Annotated in this window: 22 protein-coding genes; 10 read left to right on the top strand and 12 right to left on the bottom strand. The window is 54.5% G+C overall.

Features of this window, described 5'->3' with window-relative positions:
- The first annotated feature begins 390 nt into the window (after nucleotides 1–390).
- The 6 genes from AC0TNJ_RS20850 to AC0TNJ_RS20825 all read left to right on the top strand — a co-directional run bounded on the left by AC0TNJ_RS20850 (nucleotide 391) and on the right by AC0TNJ_RS20825 (nucleotide 7,564).
- On the top strand, nucleotides 391–2,013 hold the full coding sequence (locus AC0TNJ_RS20850; RefSeq protein WP_473772426.1) for an amidohydrolase: 1,623 nt from the start codon (nucleotides 391–393) through the stop codon (nucleotides 2,011–2,013).
- A gap of 144 nt (nucleotides 2,014–2,157) precedes the next feature.
- Nucleotides 2,158–3,753 (top strand): ABC transporter substrate-binding protein, encoded by a 1,596-nt coding sequence (locus AC0TNJ_RS20845; protein ID WP_473772284.1) that lies wholly within the window; start codon nucleotides 2,158–2,160, stop codon nucleotides 3,751–3,753.
- Between the two features lie 93 nt (nucleotides 3,754–3,846).
- On the top strand, nucleotides 3,847–4,782 hold the full coding sequence (locus AC0TNJ_RS20840) for an ABC transporter permease (RefSeq protein WP_122001871.1): 936 nt from the start codon (nucleotides 3,847–3,849) through the stop codon (nucleotides 4,780–4,782).
- 4 nt (nucleotides 4,783–4,786) lie between these two features.
- Nucleotides 4,787–5,608 (top strand): ABC transporter permease, encoded by an 822-nt coding sequence (locus AC0TNJ_RS20835; RefSeq protein WP_122001870.1) that lies wholly within the window; start codon nucleotides 4,787–4,789, stop codon nucleotides 5,606–5,608.
- Nucleotides 5,605–6,585 carry an ABC transporter ATP-binding protein gene (locus AC0TNJ_RS20830; protein WP_473772283.1) on the top strand — a complete coding sequence of 327 codons (981 nt, stop codon included), beginning with the start codon at nucleotides 5,605–5,607 and terminating at the stop codon, nucleotides 6,583–6,585. The genes AC0TNJ_RS20835 and AC0TNJ_RS20830 overlap by 4 nt, the downstream gene beginning before the upstream one ends.
- Nucleotides 6,578–7,564, top strand: a complete 987-nt coding sequence (locus AC0TNJ_RS20825) for an ABC transporter ATP-binding protein (protein ID WP_473772282.1) — start codon at nucleotides 6,578–6,580, stop codon at nucleotides 7,562–7,564. Before AC0TNJ_RS20830 ends, AC0TNJ_RS20825 begins: the two co-directional genes overlap by 8 nt.
- A gap of 59 nt (nucleotides 7,565–7,623) precedes the next feature.
- On the opposite strand, the gene AC0TNJ_RS20820 is transcribed toward AC0TNJ_RS20825, so the two are convergent.
- The 12 genes from AC0TNJ_RS20820 to AC0TNJ_RS20765 all read right to left on the bottom strand — a co-directional run bounded on the left by AC0TNJ_RS20820 (nucleotide 7,624) and on the right by AC0TNJ_RS20765 (nucleotide 22,569).
- On the bottom strand, nucleotides 7,624–9,069 hold the full coding sequence (locus AC0TNJ_RS20820) for an aldehyde dehydrogenase family protein (RefSeq protein WP_473772281.1): 1,446 nt from the start codon (nucleotides 9,067–9,069) through the stop codon (nucleotides 7,624–7,626).
- Between the two features lie 122 nt (nucleotides 9,070–9,191).
- Nucleotides 9,192–9,596, bottom strand: coding sequence for a DUF3775 domain-containing protein (locus AC0TNJ_RS20815; RefSeq protein WP_122001867.1), 405 nt, complete (start codon nucleotides 9,594–9,596; stop codon nucleotides 9,192–9,194).
- A gap of 67 nt (nucleotides 9,597–9,663) precedes the next feature.
- Nucleotides 9,664–10,365 (bottom strand): response regulator transcription factor, encoded by a 702-nt coding sequence (locus tag AC0TNJ_RS20810; protein WP_122001866.1) that lies wholly within the window; start codon nucleotides 10,363–10,365, stop codon nucleotides 9,664–9,666.
- Nucleotides 10,362–13,067, bottom strand: a complete 2,706-nt coding sequence (locus AC0TNJ_RS20805) for a DUF4118 domain-containing protein (protein WP_473772280.1) — start codon at nucleotides 13,065–13,067, stop codon at nucleotides 10,362–10,364. Before AC0TNJ_RS20805 ends, AC0TNJ_RS20810 begins: the two co-directional genes overlap by 4 nt.
- A gap of 50 nt (nucleotides 13,068–13,117) precedes the next feature.
- On the bottom strand, nucleotides 13,118–13,687 hold the full coding sequence (gene kdpC, locus AC0TNJ_RS20800) for a potassium-transporting ATPase subunit KdpC (protein WP_473772279.1): 570 nt from the start codon (nucleotides 13,685–13,687) through the stop codon (nucleotides 13,118–13,120).
- 11 nt (nucleotides 13,688–13,698) lie between these two features.
- A complete protein-coding gene (gene kdpB / locus AC0TNJ_RS20795; RefSeq protein ID WP_473772278.1) occupies nucleotides 13,699–15,753 on the bottom strand; it encodes a potassium-transporting ATPase subunit KdpB in 2,055 nt (684 codons plus the stop codon).
- A 126-nt stretch (nucleotides 15,754–15,879) separates the two neighbouring features.
- The gene (kdpA, locus tag AC0TNJ_RS20790) at nucleotides 15,880–17,583 is read right to left on the bottom strand and encodes a potassium-transporting ATPase subunit KdpA (RefSeq protein ID WP_473772277.1); all 1,704 of its coding nucleotides are present in this window, start codon (nucleotides 17,581–17,583) and stop codon (nucleotides 15,880–15,882) included.
- Nucleotides 17,584–17,633: 50 nt separating this feature from the next.
- The gene (kdpF, locus tag AC0TNJ_RS20785; protein ID WP_473772425.1) at nucleotides 17,634–17,720 is read right to left on the bottom strand and encodes a K(+)-transporting ATPase subunit F; all 87 of its coding nucleotides are present in this window, start codon (nucleotides 17,718–17,720) and stop codon (nucleotides 17,634–17,636) included.
- A gap of 271 nt (nucleotides 17,721–17,991) precedes the next feature.
- Nucleotides 17,992–19,647 carry an FAD-binding dehydrogenase gene (locus AC0TNJ_RS20780; protein ID WP_473772276.1) on the bottom strand — a complete coding sequence of 552 codons (1,656 nt, stop codon included), beginning with the start codon at nucleotides 19,645–19,647 and terminating at the stop codon, nucleotides 17,992–17,994.
- A gap of 86 nt (nucleotides 19,648–19,733) precedes the next feature.
- Nucleotides 19,734–20,495 (bottom strand): sulfite exporter TauE/SafE family protein, encoded by a 762-nt coding sequence (locus AC0TNJ_RS20775; RefSeq protein ID WP_473772275.1) that lies wholly within the window; start codon nucleotides 20,493–20,495, stop codon nucleotides 19,734–19,736.
- A gap of 72 nt (nucleotides 20,496–20,567) precedes the next feature.
- Entirely contained in the window at nucleotides 20,568–21,422 is an 855-nt protein-coding gene (locus tag AC0TNJ_RS20770) for a branched-chain amino acid aminotransferase (protein ID WP_473772274.1), read from the bottom strand.
- 226 nt (nucleotides 21,423–21,648) lie between these two features.
- Nucleotides 21,649–22,569, bottom strand: a complete 921-nt coding sequence (locus AC0TNJ_RS20765; protein ID WP_122001857.1) for a DMT family transporter — start codon at nucleotides 22,567–22,569, stop codon at nucleotides 21,649–21,651.
- Between the two features lie 298 nt (nucleotides 22,570–22,867).
- Here AC0TNJ_RS20765 and AC0TNJ_RS20760 point away from each other — a divergent pair, with 298 nt between their 5' ends.
- From AC0TNJ_RS20760 to AC0TNJ_RS20745, 4 genes are all read left to right on the top strand, one after another.
- Nucleotides 22,868–23,005, top strand: coding sequence for a DUF1127 domain-containing protein (locus AC0TNJ_RS20760; protein ID WP_006471330.1), 138 nt, complete (start codon nucleotides 22,868–22,870; stop codon nucleotides 23,003–23,005).
- Nucleotides 23,006–23,507: 502 nt separating this feature from the next.
- Nucleotides 23,508–24,008 (top strand): DUF2938 domain-containing protein, encoded by a 501-nt coding sequence (locus AC0TNJ_RS20755; protein ID WP_473772273.1) that lies wholly within the window; start codon nucleotides 23,508–23,510, stop codon nucleotides 24,006–24,008.
- A 322-nt stretch (nucleotides 24,009–24,330) separates the two neighbouring features.
- On the top strand, nucleotides 24,331–25,623 hold the full coding sequence (locus AC0TNJ_RS20750) for an NCS2 family permease (protein ID WP_122001855.1): 1,293 nt from the start codon (nucleotides 24,331–24,333) through the stop codon (nucleotides 25,621–25,623).
- Between the two features lie 64 nt (nucleotides 25,624–25,687).
- Nucleotides 25,688–26,287, top strand: coding sequence for a deaminase (locus AC0TNJ_RS20745; RefSeq protein WP_473772272.1), 600 nt, complete (start codon nucleotides 25,688–25,690; stop codon nucleotides 26,285–26,287).
- The last annotated feature ends 38 nt before the right edge of the window (nucleotides 26,288–26,325 follow it).

The raw sequence follows: 26,325 nt of genomic DNA, 5'->3' as shown, positions 1-26,325 counted from the left end.
AAACCCCTTCCTTGGCGGCCGATTGTGCTGGTGGCCATTGGTCGCCAAGGAAGGGGTCGGGGGTATGCTGTTATTCGGTTTTTTGATTTTGTGACGCTCAAATGAGGCCCTCTGCGGATATTTCGTCTGTTGGCGAGCATTTAAAAGCTGCGATTGCTGACAGGGCAGAAGCATCGAGTGTCCAATTTGGCAGCAGGCTTTGTCGATTTGATCTGAAAGCGCGGCTCCGCTTTGCGAAAATTTCGGCAAATTGACCGTATAGTTGTCATTTTGAACAATTTGCTCCCTGGAAATTTAACAAATCCACGGCTTGATCGTTCAATGCATCAATGAAAGTCTCCCTAAACTTATAAAGCGTGACTTAGGGAGGGGATCGCTGAAATGCCTGTAATGCCCGAATTGTATGCCGATACCATAATTTATAACGGTACGATCTGGTGTGGATATGAGGAGGGCACGGTCGAAGCCTTGGCTATCTGGCAAGGCAAGGTGCTGACGACAGGCACAAAGGACCAGATTTGGTCATTGAAAGGCAGCAATACACGTCTGATCGATTTGAAAGGACGCTTCGCCACGCCCGGACTGAACGATGCCCATCTACATCTTATTTCGGTTGGGCTTACGCTAAAGTGGATCGACGCGACGCCGCAGGCAGCACCAACCTTGCAAAGTTTGCTCGATGCCATTCGAGACAAGGCGGCTTCGGTCCCTCAGGGAACATGGATCAGAGCCCGCGGCTATGATCAGACCAAGCTTGATGTAGGCCGCCATCCGCATAAGTCCGAACTTGATGCGGTTGCTCCAAACAATCCTGTCATGCTTGTGCGGGCTTGCGGTCACGTATCCATTTTTAATTCAAAAGCGTTTGAATTGGCCGGTATCGATGAAAATTCGCCGGTGCCGGAAGGTGGACTGATCGAGCAGAAAAATGGTGTTCTGACCGGAATAGTTGCGGAAAATGCCCAGGGAGTCGTTCGTAAAGCAATCCCTAAGGCAACCACGGAAGAAATGATCGAAGCCATTGAGGCCGCAGGCGAACTGCTTCTTTCCTATGGCATTACCAGCGTTATGGATGCCGCTGTCGGCCAGGTTGCGGGCTTCGATGAGATTCGTGCCTATAATCTCGCCAAACTGGAGAAGCGCTTACCGGTACGTACCTGGCTTGTGCTTCTTGGCGATCCCGGTTCTTCCATTGTCGAGGAATGCTACAAAGCTGGTCTTGTGTCGGGTGTTGGCGATGACATGCTGACGGTCGGTGCCGTCAAGATTTTCCTCGACGGCTCGGCAGGTGGACGAACTGCGTGGATGAGCAAGCCTTATCTCGGCGACGATAATAATATCGGTGTCCAGATATTGCCGGACGCGGAAGTGGAAGCGCTGGTGCTGGATGCTCACAAGAAGGGCTACCAGCTGGCATGCCACGCTATCGGCGACGCTGCGATCGGCCAGCTCATCACAGCCTATGAAAAGGCACTCGCCGCCTATCCCGATCCGGATCGCCGCCACCGTATCGAACATTGCGGCTTCTCCACGCCGGAACAGCACGGGCGGATGAAAAAGGCTGGTATCTATCCATGCCCGCAGCAGGTTTTCATATACGATTTCGGCGATGCCTATATTTCGGTTCTGGGTGAGGAGCGAGCTCTCTCAAGCTATCCGCTGAAGACCTGGAAAGAGCTTGGTTTCAAGCCAGCGACCGGCAGCGATGCACCGGTATGTCACCCGAATCCCTATCCGAACATCTATTCGATGCTGACCCGCGAAACTGGCAAGGGGACGGTGATGGATGCCCGCGAATGTGTGACCATTGAAGAGGCTCTTCAGGTTTACACGGAGTTCGGAGCCTTCTCTCAGAAGCTGGAGAATGTGAAGGGCAAGCTCGTATCCGGACAGGTTGCCGATATCGCAGTTTTCTCGCGCAACATGCTCACGGCCAAGCCGGAAGAAATTCTCAAGGATACGCATTGCGTTCTTACCATGCGTGGCGGTGAGGTTGTGTTCGAACGGTCGTGAAGACATGCCTCCATATCTGGAAGCAACAAAAAGAATTGAAGCGTAAACGCTTCGGAGCAAATTCGGTCAACTTGGTTTCGACCAAGCTGACCGAATAAACGGTTCATCTGGATCGCAAGAACAATATCTATGAAGGGGAAAAATATGAGAAAATTCGCTTTGCTGGCGGCGCTGTCCGCGGTTCTGTTGGCCGGAACGGCTGCTTATGCTGCCGACGAACCGCGTCCGGGAGGTGTCATCAATTTCGTGGCACCTTATGGCGACAGCTTCTCAACGCTTGATATTCAGGCGTCGCCTGCCACGCAGGATGAGTTTTATGCGAAGGCTATCCACCGTACGCTCTATGATTGGGACGCTGATCTGAACAAGCCGGTACTCGGTCTTGCTACCGATGTGACTGTGTCCGACGACAGGCTCGTTTATACCTACAAACTTCGTCCTGATGTATTTTTTCACAACGGAAAGCCACTGACTGCCGATGACATTATCTGGAGCTACACCCGGATAATGGACCCCAAAAAGGCATTTCCACCGGCACGTTATATTGCAGAAATCAAGGGTGCCGAGGAATACACGCAGGGCAAGGCCAAGGAAATTTCCGGCCTGAAAAAGATTGACGACCATACCCTCGAAATCACGCTGAAGCAGCCGATTGACCCAGGCTTCCAGTTCATGCGCAACAATACTGCCATTTATCCGGCAGGCGAGGGGGATAGCGAGGAGTTCCAGCGTCACCCTATTGGTCTTGGACCTTACAAATTTGCGGAATATGTTCCCGGCTCCCGCCTGACGGTCGAGAAGTGGGATAAATACTATGAAAAAGGTAAGCCCTACGCCGACAAGGTCAATATATTGATCATGGGTGACGCTGCGGCGCGCGACGTTGCGTTCCGCAACAAGGAAATCGACGTGGCAGTGCTTGGGCCGGCGCAATACACGGCCTACCTTGCTGACCCCGAAATTGCCAAGAACATGGTTGAGGTGGCTGAAGTTTATACACGGGCCGTCGGCTTCAATCCGGATTTCAAACCATTCCAGGACAAGCGTGTCCGTCAGGCAATCAACTACGCCATTGATAGTGATCTCATCATCAAGCGCCTCGTCAAGGACAAGGCTTATCGCGCGGTCGGTTGGCTTCCAAACTCGTCGCCCGCCTTCGACAAGGATGCAAAGCCTTATCCATATGATCCTGAAAAAGCGAAGGCTTTGCTTGCTGAAGCCGGATATGCTGACGGCTTTGAGTTTGAGTTGACCGCGACGCAGAACGAAAGTTGGGGTTTGACCATCGTTCAGGCGATCATTCCGATGCTCGCCAAGGTCGGCATCAAGGTGAAGGCAAAGCCGGTCGAAGCGTCGGTGCTGGCCGATGTGGTTCCTGCTGGTAATTTCCAGGCTTATATGTGGTCACTTGAAAGTGGCCCGGATGCGCTGACGGCCATGCAGTGTTTCTATTCCACGACACCACAATCTGCGTGTAATTATCAGAAGTTCTCCAATGCCGAATTCGACAAGATTGTCGATGCAGCAAAACTGGCCAAAACCGAAGAGGAAAAGAACGAGCTTCTGAAGAAGGCCAACAACCTGTTGCAGGAAGAAGCGCCGGTATGGTTCTTCAATTACAACAAGGCTGTAATGGCGCATCAGCCATGGTTGCATGGTTTGCAACCAAATTCGGCGGAACTCGCAATTCAGTCCTACGAAAAACTTTGGGTTGATGACACAGTTCCGTCTGGTCGCTAACTTCGGCTGATCTGGATCGGCCCGCTCGATTTCGGGCGGGCCTCTCATCCCCTTTGCTCGGGCGTCTTTGCGCCGATCCAAAAGGAGGACCATGTGCTCTATTTTATTCTTCGGCGCGTCCTGCAGATGATACCGACGGTTGTCGCGGTGTCTCTGCTGATCTTCGTCATTTTCAGTGTTGTTCCCGGCAGTATCGCCTCCGGCCTTATTGCCAATGGCAAGGGGATGAACGACCCGAAGATGGTCGAAAAGATCACCCAAGAGTTCGGCCTCGACAAGCCTGTTCATGTCCGTTTCGGCAATTACCTGGTTCAGCTGGCGCAGTTTGATCTAGGCACGTCCTATCGATCAAGGCAGCCGGTTGTCTCGCTTATTCAGGAGCGCATGTGGCCCACGCTGAAGCTCGCTTTTGCGGCCATGGGATTTGCGATCCTGATAGGTGTGCCACTTGGGTTTCTCGCCGCGCTCAAGCCGGGAAGCGTGCTTGACAGCGTGACCATGATAGGAGCGGTTTCGGGCCTCTCATTGCCGCAGTTCTGGCTTGGCTTGCTGGCTATGTATCTCTTTGCACTGACGCTTGGATGGTTGCCAAGCTTTGGCTATGGCGACGGCGGCATCAGAAACATCATTCTACCCGCATTGACGTTGGGGGTTGCACCTCTTGCTTTGCTGGCACGGACGACGCGTGCAGCGGTGCTTGAAGTGATGGGTGCTGATTTCATCCGTACTGCCCGTTCGAAAGGTATGAACAGTTTCAAGCTGGTGAAGTGGCACGTCATGCGCAATGCGCTGGTGCTGATCATTACGACAATCGGTTTGCAATTCGGATCGATGATGGGGCAGGCCGTGGTGGTGGAGAAGCTGTTCTCCTGGCCGGGCCTTGGCTCTTTGCTTATCGATAGCGTTTCTTTGCGCGATATTCCCGTCGTGCAGGGGGCAATTCTCGTGATCGTTTTGTGGTTTCTGGTGATCAATACGATCGTTGACATTCTCTACGCGGTTATCGATCCGCGCATAAGCCACGAGTAAGCCCATGAAGCTGCGTTTCAATCTCGTATTCGGTGGGTTCGTGTGTATAGTCATCGTGGCGGCGGCCGTCTTTGCGCCCCTGCTTGCCCACTATAACCCGGTCCTCGATGCCGATCTAATGAATGCCGAATTGCCGCCGGACGCACAGTTCTGGTTCGGAACGGATGCACAAGGTCGCGATGTCTATTCGCGCATTCTCTATGGTGCGCAAGTGTCTTTGACCGTTGGCGTCGTCTCGCAGTGCATCAACACGGTTATTGGCCTCTGTTTTGGCATTTCCGCCGGTTATTTCGGCGGCTGGTGGGATGACTTCGTCAATGGCCTGACCAATCTGATGCTGGCAATACCGTCGCTGATCTTCGCTTTGGCGATCATGGCCGTTCTCGGCCCCGGCTTGCCGAGCCTTTTGCTTGCACTTGGTCTCACGAACTGGTCGTGGACTTGCCGCATTGCGCGCAGTTCCACGCTCTCACTCAAGAAACAGGGCTATATTCAGGCCGCCAAGATGCTTGGCTATAGCGATGTCCGCATCATGATCACGCAAATTGTGCCGAACATGATCGGACCGATCCTCGTTATCGGCACATTGGGAATGGGCGATGCTATCCTTGCTGAAGCCGCACTTTCCTATCTTGGCCTTGGCATCAGTCCGCCAGACCCAAGTTGGGGCAATATGCTTACGGATGCGCGTGAGTTGATCGTGAACGCGCCCTGGGCTGCGGTCTTCCCCGGCCTTGCTATCTTTTTCACGGTGCTTGGACTCAATTTGTTCGGTGACGGTCTTCGCGACTGGCTCGATCCGCATATGAGGACGCGTAAGGTATGAGCGAGCAAACACTTCTTGAGGTCGAGAACCTGCGGATCGACATTGTGTCCGGTTCGAGCAAACACAATGTAGTCGAAGACGTATCGTTCACCATCGATGCTGGCGAGACATTCGGACTGGTTGGAGAGTCCGGTTGCGGAAAGAGCATCACCGCACTGTCGATGATAGGGTTGCTGCGCAAGCCACTGTCGATAACAGGCGGGGCTATACGCTTCAAAGGTCAGGATCTGCGATCCATGTCGTCGCGCGAAATGCAAAAGTTGCGTGGCAATCGTATCGCCATGATCTTTCAGGAGCCGATGACAGCCCTCAATCCGCTGTCGCCTGTGGGGCGGCAGATTGCGGAAATGTTCGTGCTGCATCAGGGCGCGACCTGGCATGAGGCGGAGCGTAAGGCGGTCGAAGCACTAGCCAATGTCCAGGTTCCCGCGCCAGAGCAACGCGTGAAGAATTATCCGCATCAGATGTCTGGCGGCATGCGCCAGCGCGTCATGATCGCTATCGCGCTTGCATGCAACCCGGATCTGCTGATTGCCGATGAGCCTACGACGGCGCTTGATGTGACGGTTCAGGCGGAAATCCTGCGACTGATGCAGGAACTTTGCTCGGCGCGCGGGACATCTGTTCTCATGATCAGCCACGATCTTGGGGTCATCGCAAAAATGTGCCGTCGCGTGGGTGTGATGTATGCCGGGCATTTGGTCGAAGAACGTATCACGGCGGGCCTCTTTCATCATCCGGCGCACCCTTATGCGCATGGGCTTCTGGCGTCGCTCCCGCAACTTGGTTCTCGCCAGAAAGAAGGCCAGTTGCGGCTTCAGGAGATCGAAGGCGTCGTGCCATCCATTTCCGCTTTTCCAAAGGGCTGCAGGTTTGAGCCGCGTTGCGCGCGCGCAACCGATATTTGCCGCGCACAAAAGCCGGGCTGGACACCGCTGGAGGATGCCGGCTTGGTGAGGTGTTTCCATCATGAATGATATGCATTCAACCAAATTGGCAGAGCCCTTGCTCCACATCGATGACGTCTGCGTTTACTTCCCAGTAAGCGGTGGCATTTTCAATCGCTCCAAGCAATTGCTGCGCGCGGTCAATAATCTCAGCCTGACACTCAATAAAGGCGAATGCCTGTCGATTGTGGGTGAATCCGGTTGCGGCAAATCCACGCTCGCTCTCTCTATAGTGGGCTTGCAGAAACCGACCAGCGGACAGATTTATTTCGAAGGACGTCCGATTACTGGCAAGAGCGAACCCTCGCGGCTGGAACGGGCAAAGATGGCGCAGATGGTCTTTCAAGACCCGTTTGCATCACTCAATCCACGCCAGACGGTCTATACATCACTTGCTGCACCATTGCGGTTGCATGGTGTGAACTCGCGCAGTGAAGTTGATGGCCGCGTCGAGGAAATTCTGCGTCTCGTCGGTTTGAAGCCTGAGCAGGCGAAACGTTTTCCGCATGAATTCTCCGGTGGACAGCGTCAACGTATCGGGATTGCCCGTGCCTTGCTGCTGAACCCGAAGGTCATTGTGCTCGATGAGCCTGTTTCCGCGCTTGATGTCTCGATCCGGGCGCAGATCATCAACCTGCTTCTGGAGCTGAAAGAACGACTTGGGCTTTCCTACATCATGATCAGCCATGATCTGAGTGTCGTGGAGCATATGAGCGATCGGGTCGCTGTCATGTATTTTGGCCAGATTGTTGAGAGTGGACCGTGGGATCGCATATTTTCAAATCCGACCCATCCTTATACGCGGCGACTGATTTCTGCCATTCCCGATCCGATGACGGAATTGACTGGCGGCCGTTTGATTGACGATACAAGCCCGCCTCAAGCACCGGAAGGTTTTGCGTTTTATCCAGAAAGTTTCGGTACGCATAACGTACACGAGGTGCCGCCGCCAACGCAGTTTGTTGATATCGGCGGCGACCAGCGTGTTCGTGTTATTGAGAAAGCCTGACCTGAAGTGGAAGATTCATCAAAGCGCCGTCAGGCAGCGCTTTGATGAGTGAATGTGGATCAGCCGCTAATGAGCTTCACTTCCATAAAGTCTTCGAGGCCCCATTTTCCACCTTCGCGACCATTACCCGATTGCTTGTAGCCTCCGAACGGGCTACCAGGCGCGCGGGACGTTCCATTGATCTGAATCATGCCAGCGCGCAGTTTACGAGCCACACGCTTTGCGCGTTCCGGGCTGCCAGTCTGAATATAGGCGGCAAGTCCGTAAGGCGTATCGTTGGCAATCGTGATCGCCTCTTCTTCCGTATCGAACGGGATCATGGCAAGCACGGGACCGAAGATTTCCTCACGAGCAATCGTCATATTATTGTTAACATCGGCAAAGACCGTCGGCTTGACGAAATCGCCCTCGGAGAAACCATCGGGACGGCCGGTTCCGCCCGCCACTAGTCGCGCGCCTTCTTCAATGCCTTTCTGAATCAGTTTTTGAACTTTCTCAAACTGGATCGAAGAAGAAAGCGGGCCGATATGATCGCCTTCCTTTGCGGGATCACCGACCTTCGTGCCTTCGGCCACCTTCTTGGCTAGCTCTACCGCCTTGTCATACACCGTGCGTTCTACAAGCATGCGCGTCGGCGCATTACAGGATTGCCCGGTATTTTCGAAACAATGAGCAAGACTGCGCGCAATGGTTTTTTCGAGGTCGGCATCGGCAAAAACGATGTTTGGCGATTTGCCGCCAAGCTCGAGCGACACCCGCTTGACGGTGGCTGCGGCAGCTCTTGAAACGGCCGTTCCAGCTCGTGTCGAACCGGTGAAAGACATCATGTCGACGTCTGGATGCTGCGATAGCGCTTCGCCAACAACAGGGCCTTCACCGTTAACGAGATTAAATACGCCCTTCGGAAAACCCGCCTGATCGACAAACTCGGCAAAGAGCATGGCCGACATAGGCGCAATTTCGGAAGGCTTCAACACGACCGTGCAGCCGACCGCCAATGCGGGAACAACTTTCAGTGCGATCTGGTTCATCGGCCAGTTCCACGGCGTTATAAGGCCGCACACACCGATTGGTTCGTGAACCACGGTCTGGTTCGGATATTTGGGGGAAAGGATTTCCTCAAATTCGAAATTCTCGAAAGCGGCAATGAAAGCCTTGGTATGCGAAAGGCCAGCTGCCGCCTGCGATTCCCGAGCGAGCGTAATTGGCGCACCCATTTCAAGTGAAATGGTCTTGGCCATTTCATCCAGACGGGCTTCGTAGATTTCGACGAGACGCCGTATATACCCGATACGCTCGGCTGCCGGTGTTTCGCTCCAGGAGGGGAAAGCCTTGCGAGCTCCAGCGACCGCCAGGTCTATGTCTTTCGCAGAGCCGGCCGAGATAACGGCGTATGGCTTTTCATTGGCAGGATTGATGACCTCAATGGATTTGGCTTCTATGGGCGCACGCCATGCCCCGTCGATATAGAAATCCGTTTTTTGGGTGAGGTTCTTCTGAAGCATCGTGCCGTCCTCCATCACGCTTGATTTTCCGGGTCAGGGAAGCCAACCCAAGTTGTTCGCAACACTAATGCTCGGACATGGCAGCGTCAAAACAGAACGGTACATGGATGTATCAATTTTTCTTATTCATTATCGTAAGCTTCGATTTCAATGCCCAAAGCCGCCAGTCCTTCCTCCAGGTAATCTCCCAGAAGGGGCGTGCCAATAAGATATTTGGCCTCCCGGCCATTGTCCCGGTCAGCCGCAGTTGAAAGAGCTTCGTCCCACTCGTCGGCGCTGAAATCACCACGTCCCACCCACATGAGCGCCAATAGCTCCTGCCGCTCGTCAATGTTGAGGGATCGAATTGCGGCAAAGAGTTCCTTGCGAGTAGGGTTTGCCAGTGAGGCGTCGAGAATGTCGATTTCATTGTCGTCACTGGCATTGGAGCCGGTTTCTTCATCCACTGCAGGAACCTGGACATCATACTCCCGGGCTTTGGCGATGATGAATTCGAGATTCTCGATATTGTTGACCAGCTCGACCACGATTGTCTCCGTCACCTTTGTTGTTGGATAAACAACGCTTGGAAAAGGCCTTGGTTCCGGCTGTCTCTCAAAGGGCTGGGTCGGCTTCGCGCAGCCTGTATCCGACGCCTGTTTCTGTCAGAATATAATGCGGCTGATCCGGAATTTTTTCAATCTTTTGCCGTAACTGCCGAACATAAATGCGAAGATATTGTACGTCTGCGGCTGGCCCCCAAACCTGGCTGAGAATGAAGTGATGTGTCAGCACTTTTCCTGCATGCTGTACCAGCAGGCGCAATATGTCGTATTCCTTGGGCGACAGCTTGATTTCCTCATTGTCGAGTTTCACAATCCGGCGCACAAGATCAACCGTCAGGCCGTCGCTTTGGAAAAGTGGTTTTTCACCCTGCTGTTGCAGCCGGTGACGCAGAGCAACGCGCAAACGTGCGGCAAGTTCTTTCATGCCAAAAGGTTTGGGGACGTAATCGTCGGCCCCTTCTTCAAGCGCACGGACGATCCCGGCCTCGTCCGTACGACTTGAAAGGATGAGGATAGGCAAGGTTATCCCATTTTCTCTCCAGCGTTGCAGCAGCGTGTGCCCATCAGTATCCGGAAGCCCCAGATCGAGTAGCACGATGTCTGCTTTTTCAGCAGCAAGATACCTGTCCGCTTCGTCGCCGTTTACCGCTTCGATGACGGTATAGCCCTCTGTTGTCAGTCCGACCCGGAGCAGTTTGCGGATAGCTGGTTCATCATCCACGACCAGAATTTTCAATTTGGGATCGTTCATGATTTTCTGTCAGTTTCGTCAGTGAGGATGGGCAATGTGATCGTGAATATGGCACCGGCGCCGTCATGCCGATTGCCCGCCCTGATCGATCCCCCTACGGCTTCTATAAACCCCCGCGCAATTGAAAGACCAAGGCCGGTGCCTGCTTGCACGTGATCGCCCTTACGCACACGATAGAACGTATCGAACACGCGTTCCAGATCGCCAGGCGGAATACCCGGACCCCGATCGCTGATTTCCAGCGTGATACGGGACGGGCTCGCATGAACGGCAATCATAATAGGTGTGTTCGCAGGCGCATATTTGGCTGCATTGTCGAGCAGATTGAACAAGGCCTGTTCGAATAGGACCGCATCAAGTTGAATCATGGGCAGGTTGGCGGGAACAGCAACATGCACCTGATGATGGGCCAGTATTTTGGCGGCACGATTAAGCGCGGCTCCGACAAGATCGCCGACATAGTGAAATGATAGATTGGGCTTCATCGCTCCCGCTTCGATCCGCGTCATATCGAGGAGGTTAGCAATGAAACGGTTCAGGCGCTCGGACTGGTCAACGACTGTTGCCACCAGCTCGGAACGATCCGCATCGGGCAATGACGCGGAATAATCGCGCAGCGTCGTTGCCGCCCCCAGAATGGCTGCAAGGGGCGTTTTCAAATCGTGCGAGATCGATGTGAGCAGGGCCGAACGCAGCTTGTCAGCTTCAGCAGCGAGTTTTGCGCGCTCCACATCGCCGACGAGTTGGACGCGTTCAATGGCAATTGCCGCCTGATCGGCCAAGGCTTCAAAGAGACGTTGCTGTTCAGGTGTGAGAATAGGCCCCATGCGATCATTGTCGAGACCGATGACACCCACCGATGTTCTCGCGGTCTTGAGAGGCAGATAAAGCCGCTTGGCACCCGGCAGCGTATTGGCGCCCCGCCCAGCGGGAAGATCGTGTTCCCAGGTCCAGTGCGCGGCAGCGATGTCGGCGTCATCCAATGTGTCATCGGGTGGATATCCGCCTCGGACCACGATGCTGTTTCCTTCAGGCAGGAGGATCACGACCCGCACTTTGAGCATGGACGCGATCTGGAATGCGGTTGCCCAAAGCACATCGTCAAGCGAGCCAGTTCCTGCCAGCTTTTTGCTGAATAGATACAGATCTTCCGTCATACGTGCGCGCTGGCGCGCGGCTGCGGCCTGCCGTTGGACCCGGCTCGCAAGATTGCTGGCAATGAAACTCACAAACAGGAAGAACGCCAGTGCTACGACACTTTCCGGATCGGCAATGGAAAGCGTGTAAAGTGGCGAGAGAAAAAAGAAATTATAGGCGAACGCGCTGATTACTGACGCAAAAAGCGCAGGCCAAAGACCAAGTGTAACGGCAACACCAAGCACACCGACAACAAACACCAACGCTATGCTGCGCACATCCAGAAACTGGTCGAGCAGCAGCCCGCAGACAAGTGCTGCGGCTGTTATCGCGATGCCGATTACATATGGCGCGATGTCAGGGGAGGCCTTCTGTCTGGCGGTATTGACCTTACGAGGAGTACTCGCGTTTTCATGCTCGACACCCGCTGTTATGTGGATATCAATGGCACCGGAAAGCCGCACAAGTTCCCGGGCAATGGAGCCGTCGATCATTTCACGCCAGCGTGACTTTATAGACTTTCCAGCGACGATCTGCGTGAAATTGTGGGCCGAAGCGTAGCGAACAATGTCTTCAGCAACGGACTGACCCGGAATGACGATTGTTTCTCCGCCAAGCTGTTCGGCAAGCCTTAGAGCTGTTGCAAGCCTGTCTTTTGCTTCCTCGGCAAGCCCGGCAGACCGCGCCGTTTCGATGTGGATTGCGGCCCATGGCGCACGAAGACGATCTGCAAGCCGACGCGCATAGCGAACCAGCGATATGCTTCGCGGTCGGTCATCGACCGCAACCAGTATGCGGTCGCCGGCGGCCCACGGTCCTTCAATGGCATGAGCGCGCATATGGCTGAGGAGTTGCTCATCCACGCGCTGTGCAGTGCGGCGCAGCGCCAGCTCACGCAATGCCGTGAGATTTCCCGGAGAAAAATAGTTGCGGATCGCCCGTTTTGCGGTCTTCGGGAGATAGATCTTGCCTTCATTGAGGCGCTTGATGAGATCGTTTGGCGTGAGATCGATGAGTTCGATATCGTCAGCACGGTCGATGATGCTGTCTGGCACCGTTTCACGCACGCGGATGCGCGTGATCTGCGCCACGACGTCATTGAGGCTTTCGACATGTTGGATATTGAGCGTTGTGTAAACGTCGATGCCGCGCGCCAGAATTTCCTCTACATCCTGATACCGTTTCGGGTGTCTGCTGCCGGGCGCATTTGTATGGGCCAGTTCGTCCACCAGAACCAGTTGCGGCTTGCGGGCGAGTACCGCATCGATATCCATTTCATCGAGAAGATGACCGCGATAAGCCACTTGCGCGCGCGGGACGATCTCAAGCCCTTCCGTCAAGGCTTCGGTTTCAGCCCGTCCGTGCGTTTCGACCATGCCGATGACGACATCTATTCCGTCGGCTTTGCGCGCACGACCCGACATCAACATTTCATAGGTTTTACCGACACCCGGAGCGGCACCGAGAAATATTTTCAGGTGGCCACGCGTTTCGCGTTCCGCCTGTTCCAGCAGGGCGTCGGGTGAGGGTCTGTTATCGCTGGGGCGAAGCGGGTCTGATGTCAAACAAGGCTCCTGGCAGGGAGGGGCGGCAAATCATGCCGCCACCAGTTATTCTACTTGCTACCGGTCCTGTCCAGAACAAGGTTCAGCTTCAAAACGTTGACCACTGGTTCACCGAGGAAACCAAGTTCGCGGGCTTCAACCTGTTGCTCGACTATCCCGCGCAAAGCGGCTTCCTCAATTCCGCGCGCTTTTGCGACGCGGGGTATTTGATAGAATGCGGCTTCTGGCGAAATATGGGGATCAAGGCCGCTGGCGGATGTTGTCACCAGATCGACCGGCGGCGCGGAGCCTTCGCTTTGCGTCAGGGCGGTGGCGTCGGTTTTGACCCGCTCAATCAGCTGTGGGTTGGTCGGCCCGAGATTGGAGCCACCGGAGCTTGCAGCGTCATAGCCGTCTTTTCCTGCGGCGGATGGGCGACCATGAAAATAGCGATCACTGGTAAAACCTTGTCCGATCAATTCGGAACCGACGATTTTGCCATTCTTTTCGATCAGGCTGCCATTGGCGCGAGCCGGAAAGATTGCCTGGGCGATACCTGTCATGCCGAGCGGATAAAGCAATCCCGTTATCACGGTGAGCGAAACGATCATGACAAGCGCTGGACGAAGCTGTTTCAGCATTTTGCAAATCCTTATGCGAGGCCAAGGGCAGTGATGGCCAGATCGATGGCCTTGATGCCGATGAAGGGGACGATGATGCCGCCAAGACCGTAGATCAGAAGATTGCGCGAAAGGAGAGCGCCTGCACCGACTGGCTTATAAGTGACGCCTTTCAAAGAAAGCGGGATCAGGGCCACAATGATCAAGGCGTTGAAGATGATGGCTGACAGGATGGCGCTCTGCGGTGTCGCAAGCCCCATGATATTGAGCGCGCCAAGCTGGGGATAGAAGGCTAGAAACATCGCCGGGATAATCGCGAAATATTTCGCAATATCATTGGCAATGGAGAAGGTCGTCAGTGCTCCCCGCGTCATCAGCAATTGCTTGCCGATTTCAACGATTTCGATGAGTTTGGTAGGATCGCTGTCCAGATCGACCATATTACCCGCTTCACGCGCTGCAACCGTGCCGGTGTTCATGGCCACGCCGACGTCAGCCTGGGCAAGGGCAGGGGCGTCGTTGGTGCCGTCGCCGCACATTGCAACAAGCTTGCCCTTGGCCTGTTCCTCGCGGATCAGCGACAGCTTGTTTTCAGGCGTTGCCTGCGCAAGAAAATCGTCTACACCTGCTTCAGCAGCGATGGCCGCCGCAGTCATCGGGTTGTCGCCAGTAATCATGACCGTGCGGATGCCCATACGGCGAAGTTCCGCGAAGCGTTCACGGATACCGCCTTTGACGATGTCCTTCAGATGTACGACACCGAGAAGGCTCCCATCTTTGGCGACAGCAAGCGGTGTGCCACCCGCTTTTGCGATTGCATCAGCAATAGATTGCAGTTCCGATACAGTTTTTTCATCGGTGTGGCTGCTCTGGCCTACATAAGTAAGCACGGCATCGACGGCCCCTTTGCGAATGACGGAACCTTCAATATCGACGCCACTCATGCGGCTTTGCGCTGTGAACGGCACAAAATGCGCGTGAAGCCCCTGCATGTCGCGGCCGCGCAAGCCATATTTTTCCTTGGCCAGAACAACGATAGAGCGGCCTTCCGGTGTTTCATCGGCAAGCGAGGCTAATTGGGCCGCATCGGCTAATGCCTGTTCCGTGACGCCGCCGATAGGGACAAAAGCAGTTGCCTGACGATTTCCGAGCGTAATCGTGCCGGTCTTGTCGAGAAGAAGCGTGTCAACGTCACCTGCGGCCTCGACCGCCCTGCCGGACATGGCAAGCACGTTGAAACGCACAAGACGGTCCATGCCTGCAATGCCAATCGCAGAAAGAAGGGCGCCGATGGTGGTCGGGATCAAGGTGACGAAGAGTGCAACCAGAACCGTTACAGGAATGTAACCGCCTCCATAGGTGGCAAAGCTCGGGATCGTCACGACGGCCAGAACGAATATCAGCGTCATACCTGCGAGCAGAATATTGAGCGCTATCTCATTTGGTGTTTTCTGACGCTCGGCACCTTCGACAAGGCTGATCATCTTGTCGATGAAGGTTGAGCCTTGCGCTGCTGTGATGCGAACCTTGATCCAGTCGGACAGAACCTGCGTTCCACCCGTAACGGCAGAGCGGTCGCCACCAGATTCGCGGATAACGGGTGCGGACTCGCCGGTAATTGCGGCTTCGTTGACGGATGCAACACCTTCGATGACCTCGCCATCCGAAGGGATGATGTCGTTGGCTTCTACCAGAACCACATCGCCGACTTTCAGGCTCATTCCCGGCACGCTTTTCCAGTTTGGTCCTTCTGGATTATCCAAAAGTTTCGCCTGCGTTTCCGTCCGTGTTCGGCGCAATGAATCCGCTTGTGCCTTGCCCCGTCCTTCGGCGACGGCTTCGGCAAAATTTGCGAACAGAATTGTGAACCACAACCACAGAACAATCTGGAACGAAAACCCGACATTCGGATTGCCAGCGGCCGCATCTTTCAAAAGCAGCAAAGTGGTGAGCAACGAAACGGCGGCAACCACGAACATGACCGGATTGCGTGCAAGGCTCTTTGGATTGAGCTTGCGGAAGGCATCGCCAATGGCGGGTAAAAGGATGCGGGCATCGAGAATGCTCGCGGATTTGGACTGGCTCATAACAGAGGCTCCAGTAAAATTACATTTCCGTTCGGAAAGCTCAGATAAACCCGGCAAGCTGAACCGCAAGAAGAAGGGCGGTCGTTGCCAGAAGGATCGAGAGTATGCAGCTTGAGGGTTTGAGCATCAGAATATCTGCCCCTCAATCGGCGCAAAATGTTCGGCAATCGGGCCAAGCGCCAGCGCCGGGAAAAAGATCAGGCCCCCAACTACAAGAATGACACCGATCAGCAGGCCAACGAAAAGCGGTCCGGTTGTGGGGAAGGTGCCAGCGGATTGCGGAGCTGCTTTCTTGGCGACAAGCGAACCGGCGATTGCCATGGCAGGAACGATCACGAGAAATCGGCCCATCAGCATGGCGAGACCAATGGTGATGTTGTACCAGGGCGTATTGCCTGAGAGACCGCCAAAGGCCGAACCGTTGTTCGCTGTGCCCGACGTATAGGCATAGAGGATTTCCGAGAAACCATGTGGTCCGGGGGTGGCGATGGAGGCCAGACCTGTCGGAAGGACCGAAGCGATGGCCGTAAAACCCAGGATTGACAGCGGAAGGCAGAGAACGGCGAGCATTGCCATTTTCACTTCCTTGGCTTCGATCTTCTTGCCCAGATATTCAGGTGTGCGTCCAACCATCAGTCCGGCAACGAAAATGGCAACGACGACGAACAGTATAATACCGTAGAAGCCCGCGCCGACACCGCCGATGATGATCTCACCCAGCATCATATTGATCATGGGGATCATTCCGCCGAGCGCCATCATGCTGTCATGCATAGCGATCACTGCCCCGCATGATGCCGCAGTCGTAACGACCGCAAAAAGCGCAGACATCGCAATGCCGAAGCGCGTTTCCTTGCCTTCCATGTTGCCGCCATCGATCCCAAGCGCTTGGATGAGGGGATTACCCGCCGCTTCCGCCCAATAGCAGATTGCAACACCAGCGACGAACAATATGCCCATGGCGGTAAAGATCGCCCAGCCTTGGCGCTCGTTGCTGACCATTCGTCCGAAGACGTTGGTGAGCGACGCGCCGATGGCGAAAATCGCAACCATCTGGATCATGTTGGAGATGGCATCGGGATTTTCGAAGGGATGCGCCGAATTGGCGTTGAAGAAGCCGCCGCCATTGGTGCCAAGCATCTTGATTGCTAATTGCGAAGCCACCGGCCCGAGTGCGATCACCTGTCTTGCACCTTCCAGCGTCGTTGCTTCGGCATAAGAGCCGATGGTTTGCGGTACGCCGAGGCTGACAAAAGCTAGGGTAAGGATAATACACAACGGCAAGAGAACGTAGAGCGTGCAGCGTGTAAGATCGACCCAGAAATTCCCGAGTGTCTTCATGGATTTGCGCGAGAACGCTCTGATGAGCGCGATGGCAATCGCAACGCCCGTCGCGGCTGAGACGAAATTCTGTACTGTCAGCCCCGCCATTTGGGTCAGGTAGGACATGGTGCTTTCGCCGCCATAGTTCTGCCAGTTCGTGTTGGTGACGAAACTGGAAGCAGTGTTGAAGGCAAGGTCTGCCGGAACGTTGCTCATACCCATTGGATTGAACGGCAGGGAACCTTGAAACCGTTGCAGCATGTAAAGCAGCAGAAAGCCGGCCAGATTGAATAGCAGCATGGAGACGGTATAGGTCGTCCAATGCTGTTCTTCTCGTTCACTTGTGCCAGCGAGGCCATAAAGCCCTCGCTCAACCGGAACAAGGATTGGTGAAAGGAACGTCCGTTCACCGCTGAAAACGCACGTCAGATAGCCACCGAGCGGCCTGACGAGCAAAATGATGATCCCGCAAAAAACGAGGATCTGAATCCATCCATTGAGTGTCATGATTTTTTCCGAGGCCAGAAAGGCTGCCGATTACGCGGATTGAGCCGGGTCTAAAACCGCTCCGGTCTTACAAGCGCGTAAAGGAGATAGACGGCTATGAAGGCCGCGACCAAAGCGCCTGCGATATATTCGATCATCATGGCGATGCCTCAAAGCCTTTCGCAGATGCGCAGATAGCCGAACAACATCGCGAAAAAGCCGACACCGATCGCAAGGACGGCGAAATCCATAATCATGCCTGAATTGCCCGAAAGGGCTCCCTGTTTCTTAGAGGGACATTATGGCGCCGCACGGCATAGGGTTTCGAGAGCGGGCTAGGTGCCAAAAAATAAAGATCTCATATATGGAATACGGACGAGGGGAGAACAGCCTGTATGTTGCACCTCTTCTGGCTGTTTGGGATTAGTGCTATGTTGCCGCAACAGCCGCACGACCGGCTATGCGCCCGGAAAAAATGCAGCCGCCAAGAAATGTGCCCTCGAGCGCATTATATCCGTGATAACCGCCGCCGCCAAAGCCGGCGGCCTCTCCTGCCGCGTATAGGCCAGGCACCTTTTCGCCAGCCTCATTCAGCACTTGTGCGTCCAAATCGGTATGCAGTCCACCAAGTGTCTTGCGTGTCAGAATATGAAGTTTGACGGCAATCAGTGGGCCGTTCGAGGGTTCCAGCAGAGGATGCAGCGGCACTGCGCGCGTGAGACGATCACCGATATAGGCCCGCGCATTATGGATCGCCATCACCTGGGCATCCTTGGAATAGCGGTTCGCTGTCTCGCGATCTCGGGCTTCGATTTGGTTGCGGATATGGTCAGTTCTGAGAAGCTTGTCTCCCGTCAAACCATTCATTTTTGCAACGAGCTCATCCAGATTCCCGGCTGCAATGAAATCTGCTCCATTGTCCAGAAATGCCTTGACCGGCGGTGGCGGCGCTTTGCCGAGACGGCTTTTAAGCAATAGCTTCCAGTTTTTGCCAGTGAGATCGGGGTTTTGCTCCGATCCTGATAGGGAGAATTCCTTGCGGATGATTTTCTCAGTCAGGATGAACCAGGAATAGTCGTAGCCGGTGGAAAGAATGTGCTTGAGCGTGCCAAGCGTGTCGAAGCCCGGGAGATAAGGAGCGGGGAGGCGGTTACCCTTGGCATCAAACCACATCGAGGATGGTCCCGGCAAAATACGAATGCCGTGGTTGGGCCAGATGGGATTCCAGTTGCGAACTCCCTCAGTATAGTGCCACATGCGATCGGCATTGATGACATGTCCTCCAGCAGCAACGGCGATATCGATACCGCGTCCGTCGACATGCGCCGGAACTCCCAACACCATTTCTTTTGGGGGATTGCCGAGTCTCTCGCGCGGCCATGCCCTTCGAACCTTGTCCGGATTACCGCCTATGCCGCCGGATGTGACGATGACGCAGCCAGCGGAATAGGCAAACTCACCGACGACGTCGCGTGATGAAGATTGTCCGCGTTCGACTGTCGAGGGGGCGAGCACTTCTCCGTACACGCCGCTGACCCGGCCACCGGTCGTTGCGATGCTGTTGACCCGATGGCGGCACTTCAGGCTTATGAGGTTCTTGCCGATGGCTTCGCGGAGCGTTCGTTCGAAAGGAGCCACAACAGCCGGGCCTGTGCCCCAGGTCACGTGAAAGCGGGGCACCGAGTTGCCATGCCCGTCAGCTGCTGCCCCGCCACGTTCTGCCCAGCCAACAACAGGAAACCAGCGCATGCCGAGACCATGGAGCCAAGGCCGCATTTCACCCGCAGCGAATTCCAGATAGGATTCCGCCCAGTGTTTCGGCCAATGATCCTCGGGGCGGTCAAATTGCGCTGACCCGAACCAATCCTGCCGCGCTAGATCAATATTGTCCTTGATTCCAACGCGGCGCTGTTCGGGACTGTCGACCATGAACAATCCTCCGAGAGACCAGAACGCCTGGCCGCCAATGGAATTCTCACCTTCCTGTTCCAGAAGAATGACTTTGCGTCCAGCAGCAGCCAGTTCATGAGCCGCGGCAAGTCCGGCCAGGCCTGCTCCAATGATGATTGCATCCGCATCCGCCATCCCCGCTTCCTCTCTCCCCAAAAAAGCGCTTGATAGTTGCATGGTGACTGAACGAATGATGCGTTGCAAGCTACCGCTGAATCTCGTCAACCGAAGAAATAAGGTACAATCCAATCTGCAATGAGCTTGATGGAAAGCCCGAACAGGGTCAGCTGCACAAGCAAGAAAAATGGGCCATCCGGCATGATCCGGGTCAGCTTTGCGCCGACAAAGGTGCCGATGATTGCAGCGGGAACAAGCCAAAGGCCGAGTGATGTATCGAGATTGGAAAATTGCTGTAACTGCCAGTAGGGGACGAGCTTGACGGCGTTGACGATGGCAAAAAGTATAGTCGAAGTGCCGGCGAAGACCAGTTTCGGCAGATGCTGCGGCAGCACATACATCTGGAAGGGTGGTGCGCCGGAATGAGAGACAAAACTGGTCAAGCCCGTGAGTATGCCCCAGAAGACACCGCCCGGAACATCTGCCTTTCGCGCCTTTTTGCGATAACGTGCGCCGAACCATGCATTGAAGCAGAAAAGGATGCCCACCAATCCGACAAGCATCCCTATGAAAGTGGGCGACAGGTGGGCGCTGAACATCCAGCCGATGCCGACACCGAAAATTGCCGCTGGCGTCAGGATCGCCAGATTGCGTGCGGAAAAGTGATGGCGATAAAGATACAGGCCGAACATATCGCTGATGACATAGATCGGAAGCAGAAGCGCTGCTGCGGTGACTGGTGAAATGACGAGCGCCATCAAGGGAACGGCAAGCGTCCCGACCGACGGTAATCCGCCTCTCGAAAGCCCGACGAGAAATGCCGCAATCACTGCGATCGCGAGAAACAAGGGCGCGTGCTCAATCATGTGGTTGTCGGGTCGGCTCTTGGGGAGGGGAAACACATCTCCGATCCAAACCGGAGATGTGTTGCTTGGATATCAGGCGTGAGCCCATTCCCAGTATAGCGCGCGGGCGCGTTTCGTCAGAGGGCCGTACTCAATTTTGCGGTCATCAAAACCGATAATCGGAACGACCTTGCTCATATTGCCAGTAGAGAAGATTTCGTCCGCTTCGCGGAAATCCTCGACCTTCAAAGTGGTCTCATGAACGCTGACGCCTGCCGTTCTCAACAGGTTGATGACGCGCTGGCGCGTAATTCCGTTGAGGAATGTGCCATTGGGAACAGGCGTGAAAACCTCGCCGCCTCGTACCATGAAAACATTGGAGGTCGCAGTCTCCGCGACGTTGCCAACCACATCGGTCACCAGCGCATTATGGAAACCCTTTGCCTTGGCCTCACGCAGCATCCGTGCGTTGTTCGGATAAAGACAGGCTGCCTTTGCATTGACCGGCATGACTTCCAGATATGGCCGACGGAACGATGTCGTGGTGATGGTAAAACCCTTCGGCTCGACCATGGGGATTGCTTCAAGGCAGAGTGCAAAATCCGTAGAGGATGCAAGCGGTGCAACAGTGCTGGCGTCACCTTCTTCCGCCCAATACATGGGGCGGATATAAACATCTGTTCCTGTCGCGAATTTTTTCAGGCCCTCGTGCGCAAGCGCCTCTATATCATTGGCAGTAAGCGTGGGTTCCAATCCCAAGGCACGGGCTGAATCATTGGCGCGGGCTGAATGCCGGTCAAGATCTGGCGTCACGCCTTCGAACAGGCGAGCGCCATCAAATACCAGCGAACCAAGCCAGGTCGCCTGCGAGGCCGCGCCGAGGATGCGTACGTCACCTTCACGCCATTCGCCCTTGTAATAGGTCCACATCGCCCGCTTGTCGGTCATTTCCTAGTCCTTTGACAAAATATTTCTCGTGCTTCTGCCTGCGTTGGAGCGCTTTCGAACACAGATCGCTATTGGAAAATGCTCGAAGCGCGACCGGGTGCGTTGAACCAGATCGACGACCCAAGCGCTTCTGTTTGAAGTATTATTTCATCGATCCTCTACAGGCTGGCGGCATGGTAGGGGGAGGCAACGTTGGATACAAGTGCGAACTTCTCCCCGCTCGCCTTCACGATTGTTCCATTTCATCTTTCACAAGCGCTGGAGTTGGTTCCGACGTGGCAACGGCCGGGGGGCCTTCGACGCCTCTTTGCCTTTCACGAATGAAGGTAAAGAGCCCTGAAATGGTGATCAGGACGATACCAATCGTCATTGGCATGTCTATGTGATCGTGGAAGACGAAATATCCAAAAAGGATCGCCCAGATCATCTGGCTGTATTGTGGGGAAGCGATCGCACTCGCGGGCGCGCGGTGAGCTGCAAGCATGAGCAGGATATTGGCGAGCGCGGCAAGAAGCCCATAACCCGCCAGATATATCCATTGTTCCGTATTGGGCACTTCGTAGGACGGAGCCATTAGAGCGCCGCAGATGATGATAGGGCCGACGAGGCCGCTCGTATAAAGCGATATTCGTTTTTCTTGTTTGCCCATGACGCGGAAGATGATGATGCTCATCGCCCCGCCCATGCCAGCGGCAAGTGCTCCGAGGTGGCCGATCGAGAGTTCCCTGAAGCCTGGGCGGAGCACAATCAGCACACCGGCAAAGCCGATCAGAACTGCCGACCATCGTCGCCAGCCGACCTGTTCTTTCAAGAAAACGACTGAAAGTATTGTCACATAGGCCGGGAGAAGGAAAATAAGGGCGAAGGCTTCCGCCATGGAAAGATGCGTGAATGCGGTGACGCTGCCTATGGTTCCCATGGCGGCTGTCACCGTCCGCAGCAGCCACATCTTTATATTGGTGGTGCGAAACATATCGAGCCAGACATCGCCAGCCTTTTTTGTAAAGGGAACAGCAAACAGGCCAAGCACCGCGCCGAAAAACGCAACTTCGTATGGCGACAATGTGCCATCAAGAAACTTGACGCAGGCGTCGCTGACAGCGAACGCCGCATAGGACGCAAACGCGAGAAAAATACCATAAAGCATGACGATGTCCGAAAGAAACGCGGAGGAGTTCGTTCCTATCGCTCCCTTAATCGATTAGAAGGCTATTGGCAAAAGACATTTCTGAAATTCTTCATTTGGGTCAGGGCCCATTTCACTTGATGGGAATGGAGGTTCTCACTCCAAGTTTATATGCAGGCCATTGCTTGAAGAAGAAGTAAAGTTGTCCTTTTCAAGGTTGCGAGCTCAAGCAAAAACGCATGCCTCATTTGCAATCATATCCGTGGTGGAAATTTGGGCAAACGCCTATTTAACGATCATCCAAACGAGGAGAAAGCAAATGAACATTCGTCAGAAAGTACAGCAGTTCGTATCCCGCCGTCGCGCTATTCGTGAACTCGGCGCCATGGACGACCATCTTCTTGCCGATATCGGTGTTTCGCGTTCGCAGATCCAGAGCGCTGTTTTCGGTAAGTAAAAACTTATGGCGTGTCTCCCGAAAGATCGCCCTGTAAGTGAAAATCAGATAAAATAACAAAGCGTCGGTCTCCAGTCCCGACGCTTTTGTTTTATGTATTACTCAATTAAATTTGTGGTTCGAAGCTTGCGTTTCGTTTCGTGTAACGCGGCTTGGCAGCTGGGCATGGGCTTGAACCGGTTCACCCGTTTTCCCGTCAATAACGGCAAATGAGACATAATCCGCACCATTTTGGGACAGATTGCAATTGCGACCCTCCCAATTTTCAGCCACCTTGTGTTTGCGGGGGCAGGCGATGAAGGTGCGGTCTTTCCGTGGTAGCTGCGGATGATTTGCCGATCTTCATCGCTTTTATTTCATAGCAACGTTTATTGCCGATGCATGTTGTATATCAAGTTATTGCAAGCAAGCATTTGGAATGCAGGAGTGCACGGGAATATCCTCTTGCGTCATCGGGCGGTCTCGGGCTTATCTGGCCGCCCGGTGATGCAAAGGAAGACTTGTGATGGACATTATCTTGCGCGGAGTTCTGATAGGAGTCGGCGCGACGGTTGCGATGGACTTATGGGCGCTTGTGCTGGCGGCGATACCGGGGCAAAGGCGTCCAGACTGGGGATTGGTAGGGCGTTGGTTTTGGCACCTGCACCGCGGACGCATTTTCCACGATGATATTTCCGATGCTGAACCTTACAGGTATGAAGTTGCACTTGGCTGGATTGGACATTACGCCGTCGGTGTTCTTTACGGCGTTATCTTCGCCATTTATGCCGGCGCGGAATGGTTCTCTGATCCGGCATTTCTGCCGGTGTGGATTTTCGGCATGCTGACCGTTGCGGCGGGGTGGTTCTTGTTGCAGCCAGGCTTGGGAATCGGTTGGGCAGCATCCAAACTGCCGAATGCGCGCAATGTCCGTTTACTGAATCTTGTTGCGCATACGTTTTTTGCTTTGGGCATGTATGGTACGGCGCTTCTTTTGGAAAACCCATTTCAATCAGCCGGTTAGAAAAAGTCGGGTCACGTACCCGAAGCTATCTTTTTTGAATCTGTTTCAAATATTTCCAGGCAAATGAGTGACTGGCGTCCGGTGAAAAGTCAGTCCACACTAAATCATGTCAATAAACTGGCATTCAAGCGGCGGAACTGTGCTTTTGTCCGCGATGGGTGTATGGGGAACATGTCCGTATGCAAATCTGCAGCGGCAACTAACATTATGGCAATCGCATAGATTGCTTCAATTCGAAATTTCACGAAGCGCAATAGGTTGCGCGTCGGGATTTGGCGTGAATTGAGGCACAAATTGACGGGCGCTTTGCCTTGGAGGGACGATGCTCGAAAAGCTGTTCAAATTGCAGGAACACGGCACTACGGCGAGAACGGAAATCATTGCCGGCGTGACGACCTTCCTGACCATGTCTTACATCATCTTTGTAAATCCGGATATTCTGTCCACTACGGGTATGGATCGAAACGCCGTTTTCGTTGCCACTTGCCTTGCGGCAGCTCTCGGCTCGATCATTATGGCGCTCGTCGCAAACTGGCCTATCGGCATGGCGCCGGGCATGGGCCTGAATGCCTTCTTCGCCTTCACCGTTGTTGGGGCGATGGGTTTTTCGTGGCAGCAGGCACTTGGTGCCGTCTTCATTTCGGGTATCATCTTCCTGATCTTGACCGTTACCGGGGTACGCCGCTGGTTGGTTGAGGGCATCCCACATTCTCTGCGAAGCGCGATTGCAGCCGGTATTGGCATGTTTCTGGCCCTGATCGGTCTGAAGAGCGCCGGCGTCGTCGTTGGCAACGAAGCAACGCTGGTTGGCCTCGGCGATTTGACGAAGGCAGGACCGCTTCTGGCGATTGCGGGCTTCTTCATCATCGCTGTGTTGGACGCTCTTAAGGTGCGCGGTGCGATCCTCATTGGCATTCTCATTGTCACCGTGGCGTCTATCGCTCTTGGCATCAGCCAGTTCGGCGGCGTTTTCTCCGCACCGCCAAGCCTTGCTCCGACCTTCCTTCAGCTCGACGTGATGGGGGCGCTGCATACGGGTATTCTGCATGTCATTCTGGTTTTCGTTCTGGTTGAAGTTTTCGATGCAACCGGCACGCTGATCGGCGTAGCAAAGCGCGGCGGTCTGATTGAACCAGGAAAACCAAACCGTCTCGGACGTGCCCTGTTTGCCGACAGTACCGCAATTCTCGGCGGCTCGCTTCTTGGCACCTCGTCCACGACGGCTTATGTCGAAAGCGCATCAGGCGTTCAGGCTGGCGGTCGTACGGGCTTGACAGCGCTGGTTGTTGCGCTGCTGTTCCTTGCAGCCTTGTTCATTTCGCCGCTTGCAGGTTCGGTTCCGGCTTATGCTACTGCGCCGGCTCTGATCTACGTTGCCTGCTTGATGATGCGCGAACTGACCGAGATCGAATGGCACGATGTGACGGAAGCGGCACCTGCTGCGCTAACAGCCTTGGCTATCCCGTTCACCTACTCGATTGCCAACGGTCTGGCCTTTGGCTTCATCAGCTATGTCATTCTCAAAGCCTTCACCGGAAAGGCCCGTGACGTGCATCTGGCTACCTGGCTCGTTGCCGCACTCTTCGTCATCCGCTTCGCATTCTTTGCGGAGTAGCAATAGCGCGCGCCGGGCCGAAACGGTCCGGCGCTTGCTGCACCAAATCGGGAGGAGTGAACCCGTGCAGACAGATGAACTGAAGCTGCTTGAGAAGCTGATAGATGTTATTGGGCAGGATATTATTCCACTGACCGAGCGAGGCGTCGCGGAAGGCAACAAGGTTTTCGGTGCGGCCTTGTTACGCAAATCGGATTTGTCTCTTGTTCTGGCTGAAACCAACAACGAGACCGAAAATCCGCTCTGGCACGGTGAAGTTCACACGTTGAAGCGCTTCTACGAAATGCCTGAGAAAGAGCGCCCCAATACAAAGGATATGGTCTTTCTTTCCACCCACGAGCCTTGCTCCATGTGCCTTTCGGCCATTACCTGGAGTGGTTTTGACAATTTTTACTACTTGTTCAGCCACGAGGATTCACGGGATGCCTTCTCGATCCCGCACGATTTGAAAATTCTGAAGGAAGTCTTCACGCTGGAGCCGGGTGGATATAATCGCGACAATGCTTTCTGGCACAGCCATTCAATTCCGAAGATGGTTGCATCCCTGCCCGAAACGGATCGCTTGCGTCTTGGCAAAAAGCTCGACGCCATTTTCGCCAAATATGACGAATTGTCTGGTACGTATCAGGCGAGCAAGGATGGAAACGCTATCCCGCTCAACTGAGAATTACTTAAATCCGTGAAGAGCGCTCCAGCGCGGGT

Source organism: Ochrobactrum sp. PL_is483, from assembly GCF_055816855.1.
This window is presented reverse-complemented; position numbering and strand designations above follow the sequence as displayed.

Excerpts from the sequence above, each read along its gene's own strand:
- AC0TNJ_RS20850 (WP_473772426.1), top strand. The coding sequence starts at position 391 with ATGCCCGAATTGTATGCCGATACCATAATTTATAACGGTACGATCTGG.
- AC0TNJ_RS20845 (WP_473772284.1), top strand. The coding sequence starts at position 2,158 with ATGAGAAAATTCGCTTTGCTGGCGGCGCTGTCCGCGGTTCTGTTGGCC.
- AC0TNJ_RS20835 (WP_122001870.1), top strand. The coding sequence starts at position 4,787 with ATGAAGCTGCGTTTCAATCTCGTATTCGGTGGGTTCGTGTGTATAGTC.
- AC0TNJ_RS20830 (WP_473772283.1), top strand. The coding sequence starts at position 5,605 with ATGAGCGAGCAAACACTTCTTGAGGTCGAGAACCTGCGGATCGACATT.
- AC0TNJ_RS20825 (WP_473772282.1), top strand. The coding sequence starts at position 6,578 with ATGAATGATATGCATTCAACCAAATTGGCAGAGCCCTTGCTCCACATC.
- AC0TNJ_RS20820 (WP_473772281.1), bottom strand. The coding sequence starts at position 9,069 with ATGCTTCAGAAGAACCTCACCCAAAAAACGGATTTCTATATCGACGGG.
- AC0TNJ_RS20810 (WP_122001866.1), bottom strand. The coding sequence starts at position 10,365 with ATGAACGATCCCAAATTGAAAATTCTGGTCGTGGATGATGAACCAGCT.
- kdpC (WP_473772279.1), bottom strand. The coding sequence starts at position 13,687 with ATGCTGAAACAGCTTCGTCCAGCGCTTGTCATGATCGTTTCGCTCACC.
- kdpB (WP_473772278.1), bottom strand. The coding sequence starts at position 15,753 with ATGAGCCAGTCCAAATCCGCGAGCATTCTCGATGCCCGCATCCTTTTA.
- kdpA (WP_473772277.1), bottom strand. The coding sequence starts at position 17,583 with ATGACACTCAATGGATGGATTCAGATCCTCGTTTTTTGCGGGATCATC.
- kdpF (WP_473772425.1), bottom strand. The coding sequence starts at position 17,720 with ATGATCGAATATATCGCAGGCGCTTTGGTCGCGGCCTTCATAGCCGTC.
- AC0TNJ_RS20780 (WP_473772276.1), bottom strand. The coding sequence starts at position 19,647 with ATGGCGGATGCGGATGCAATCATCATTGGAGCAGGCCTGGCCGGACTT.
- AC0TNJ_RS20775 (WP_473772275.1), bottom strand. The coding sequence starts at position 20,495 with ATGATTGAGCACGCGCCCTTGTTTCTCGCGATCGCAGTGATTGCGGCA.
- AC0TNJ_RS20770 (WP_473772274.1), bottom strand. The coding sequence starts at position 21,422 with ATGACCGACAAGCGGGCGATGTGGACCTATTACAAGGGCGAATGGCGT.
- AC0TNJ_RS20765 (WP_122001857.1), bottom strand. The coding sequence starts at position 22,569 with ATGCTTTATGGTATTTTTCTCGCGTTTGCGTCCTATGCGGCGTTCGCT.
- AC0TNJ_RS20760 (WP_006471330.1), top strand. The coding sequence starts at position 22,868 with ATGAACATTCGTCAGAAAGTACAGCAGTTCGTATCCCGCCGTCGCGCT.
- AC0TNJ_RS20750 (WP_122001855.1), top strand. The coding sequence starts at position 24,331 with ATGCTCGAAAAGCTGTTCAAATTGCAGGAACACGGCACTACGGCGAGA.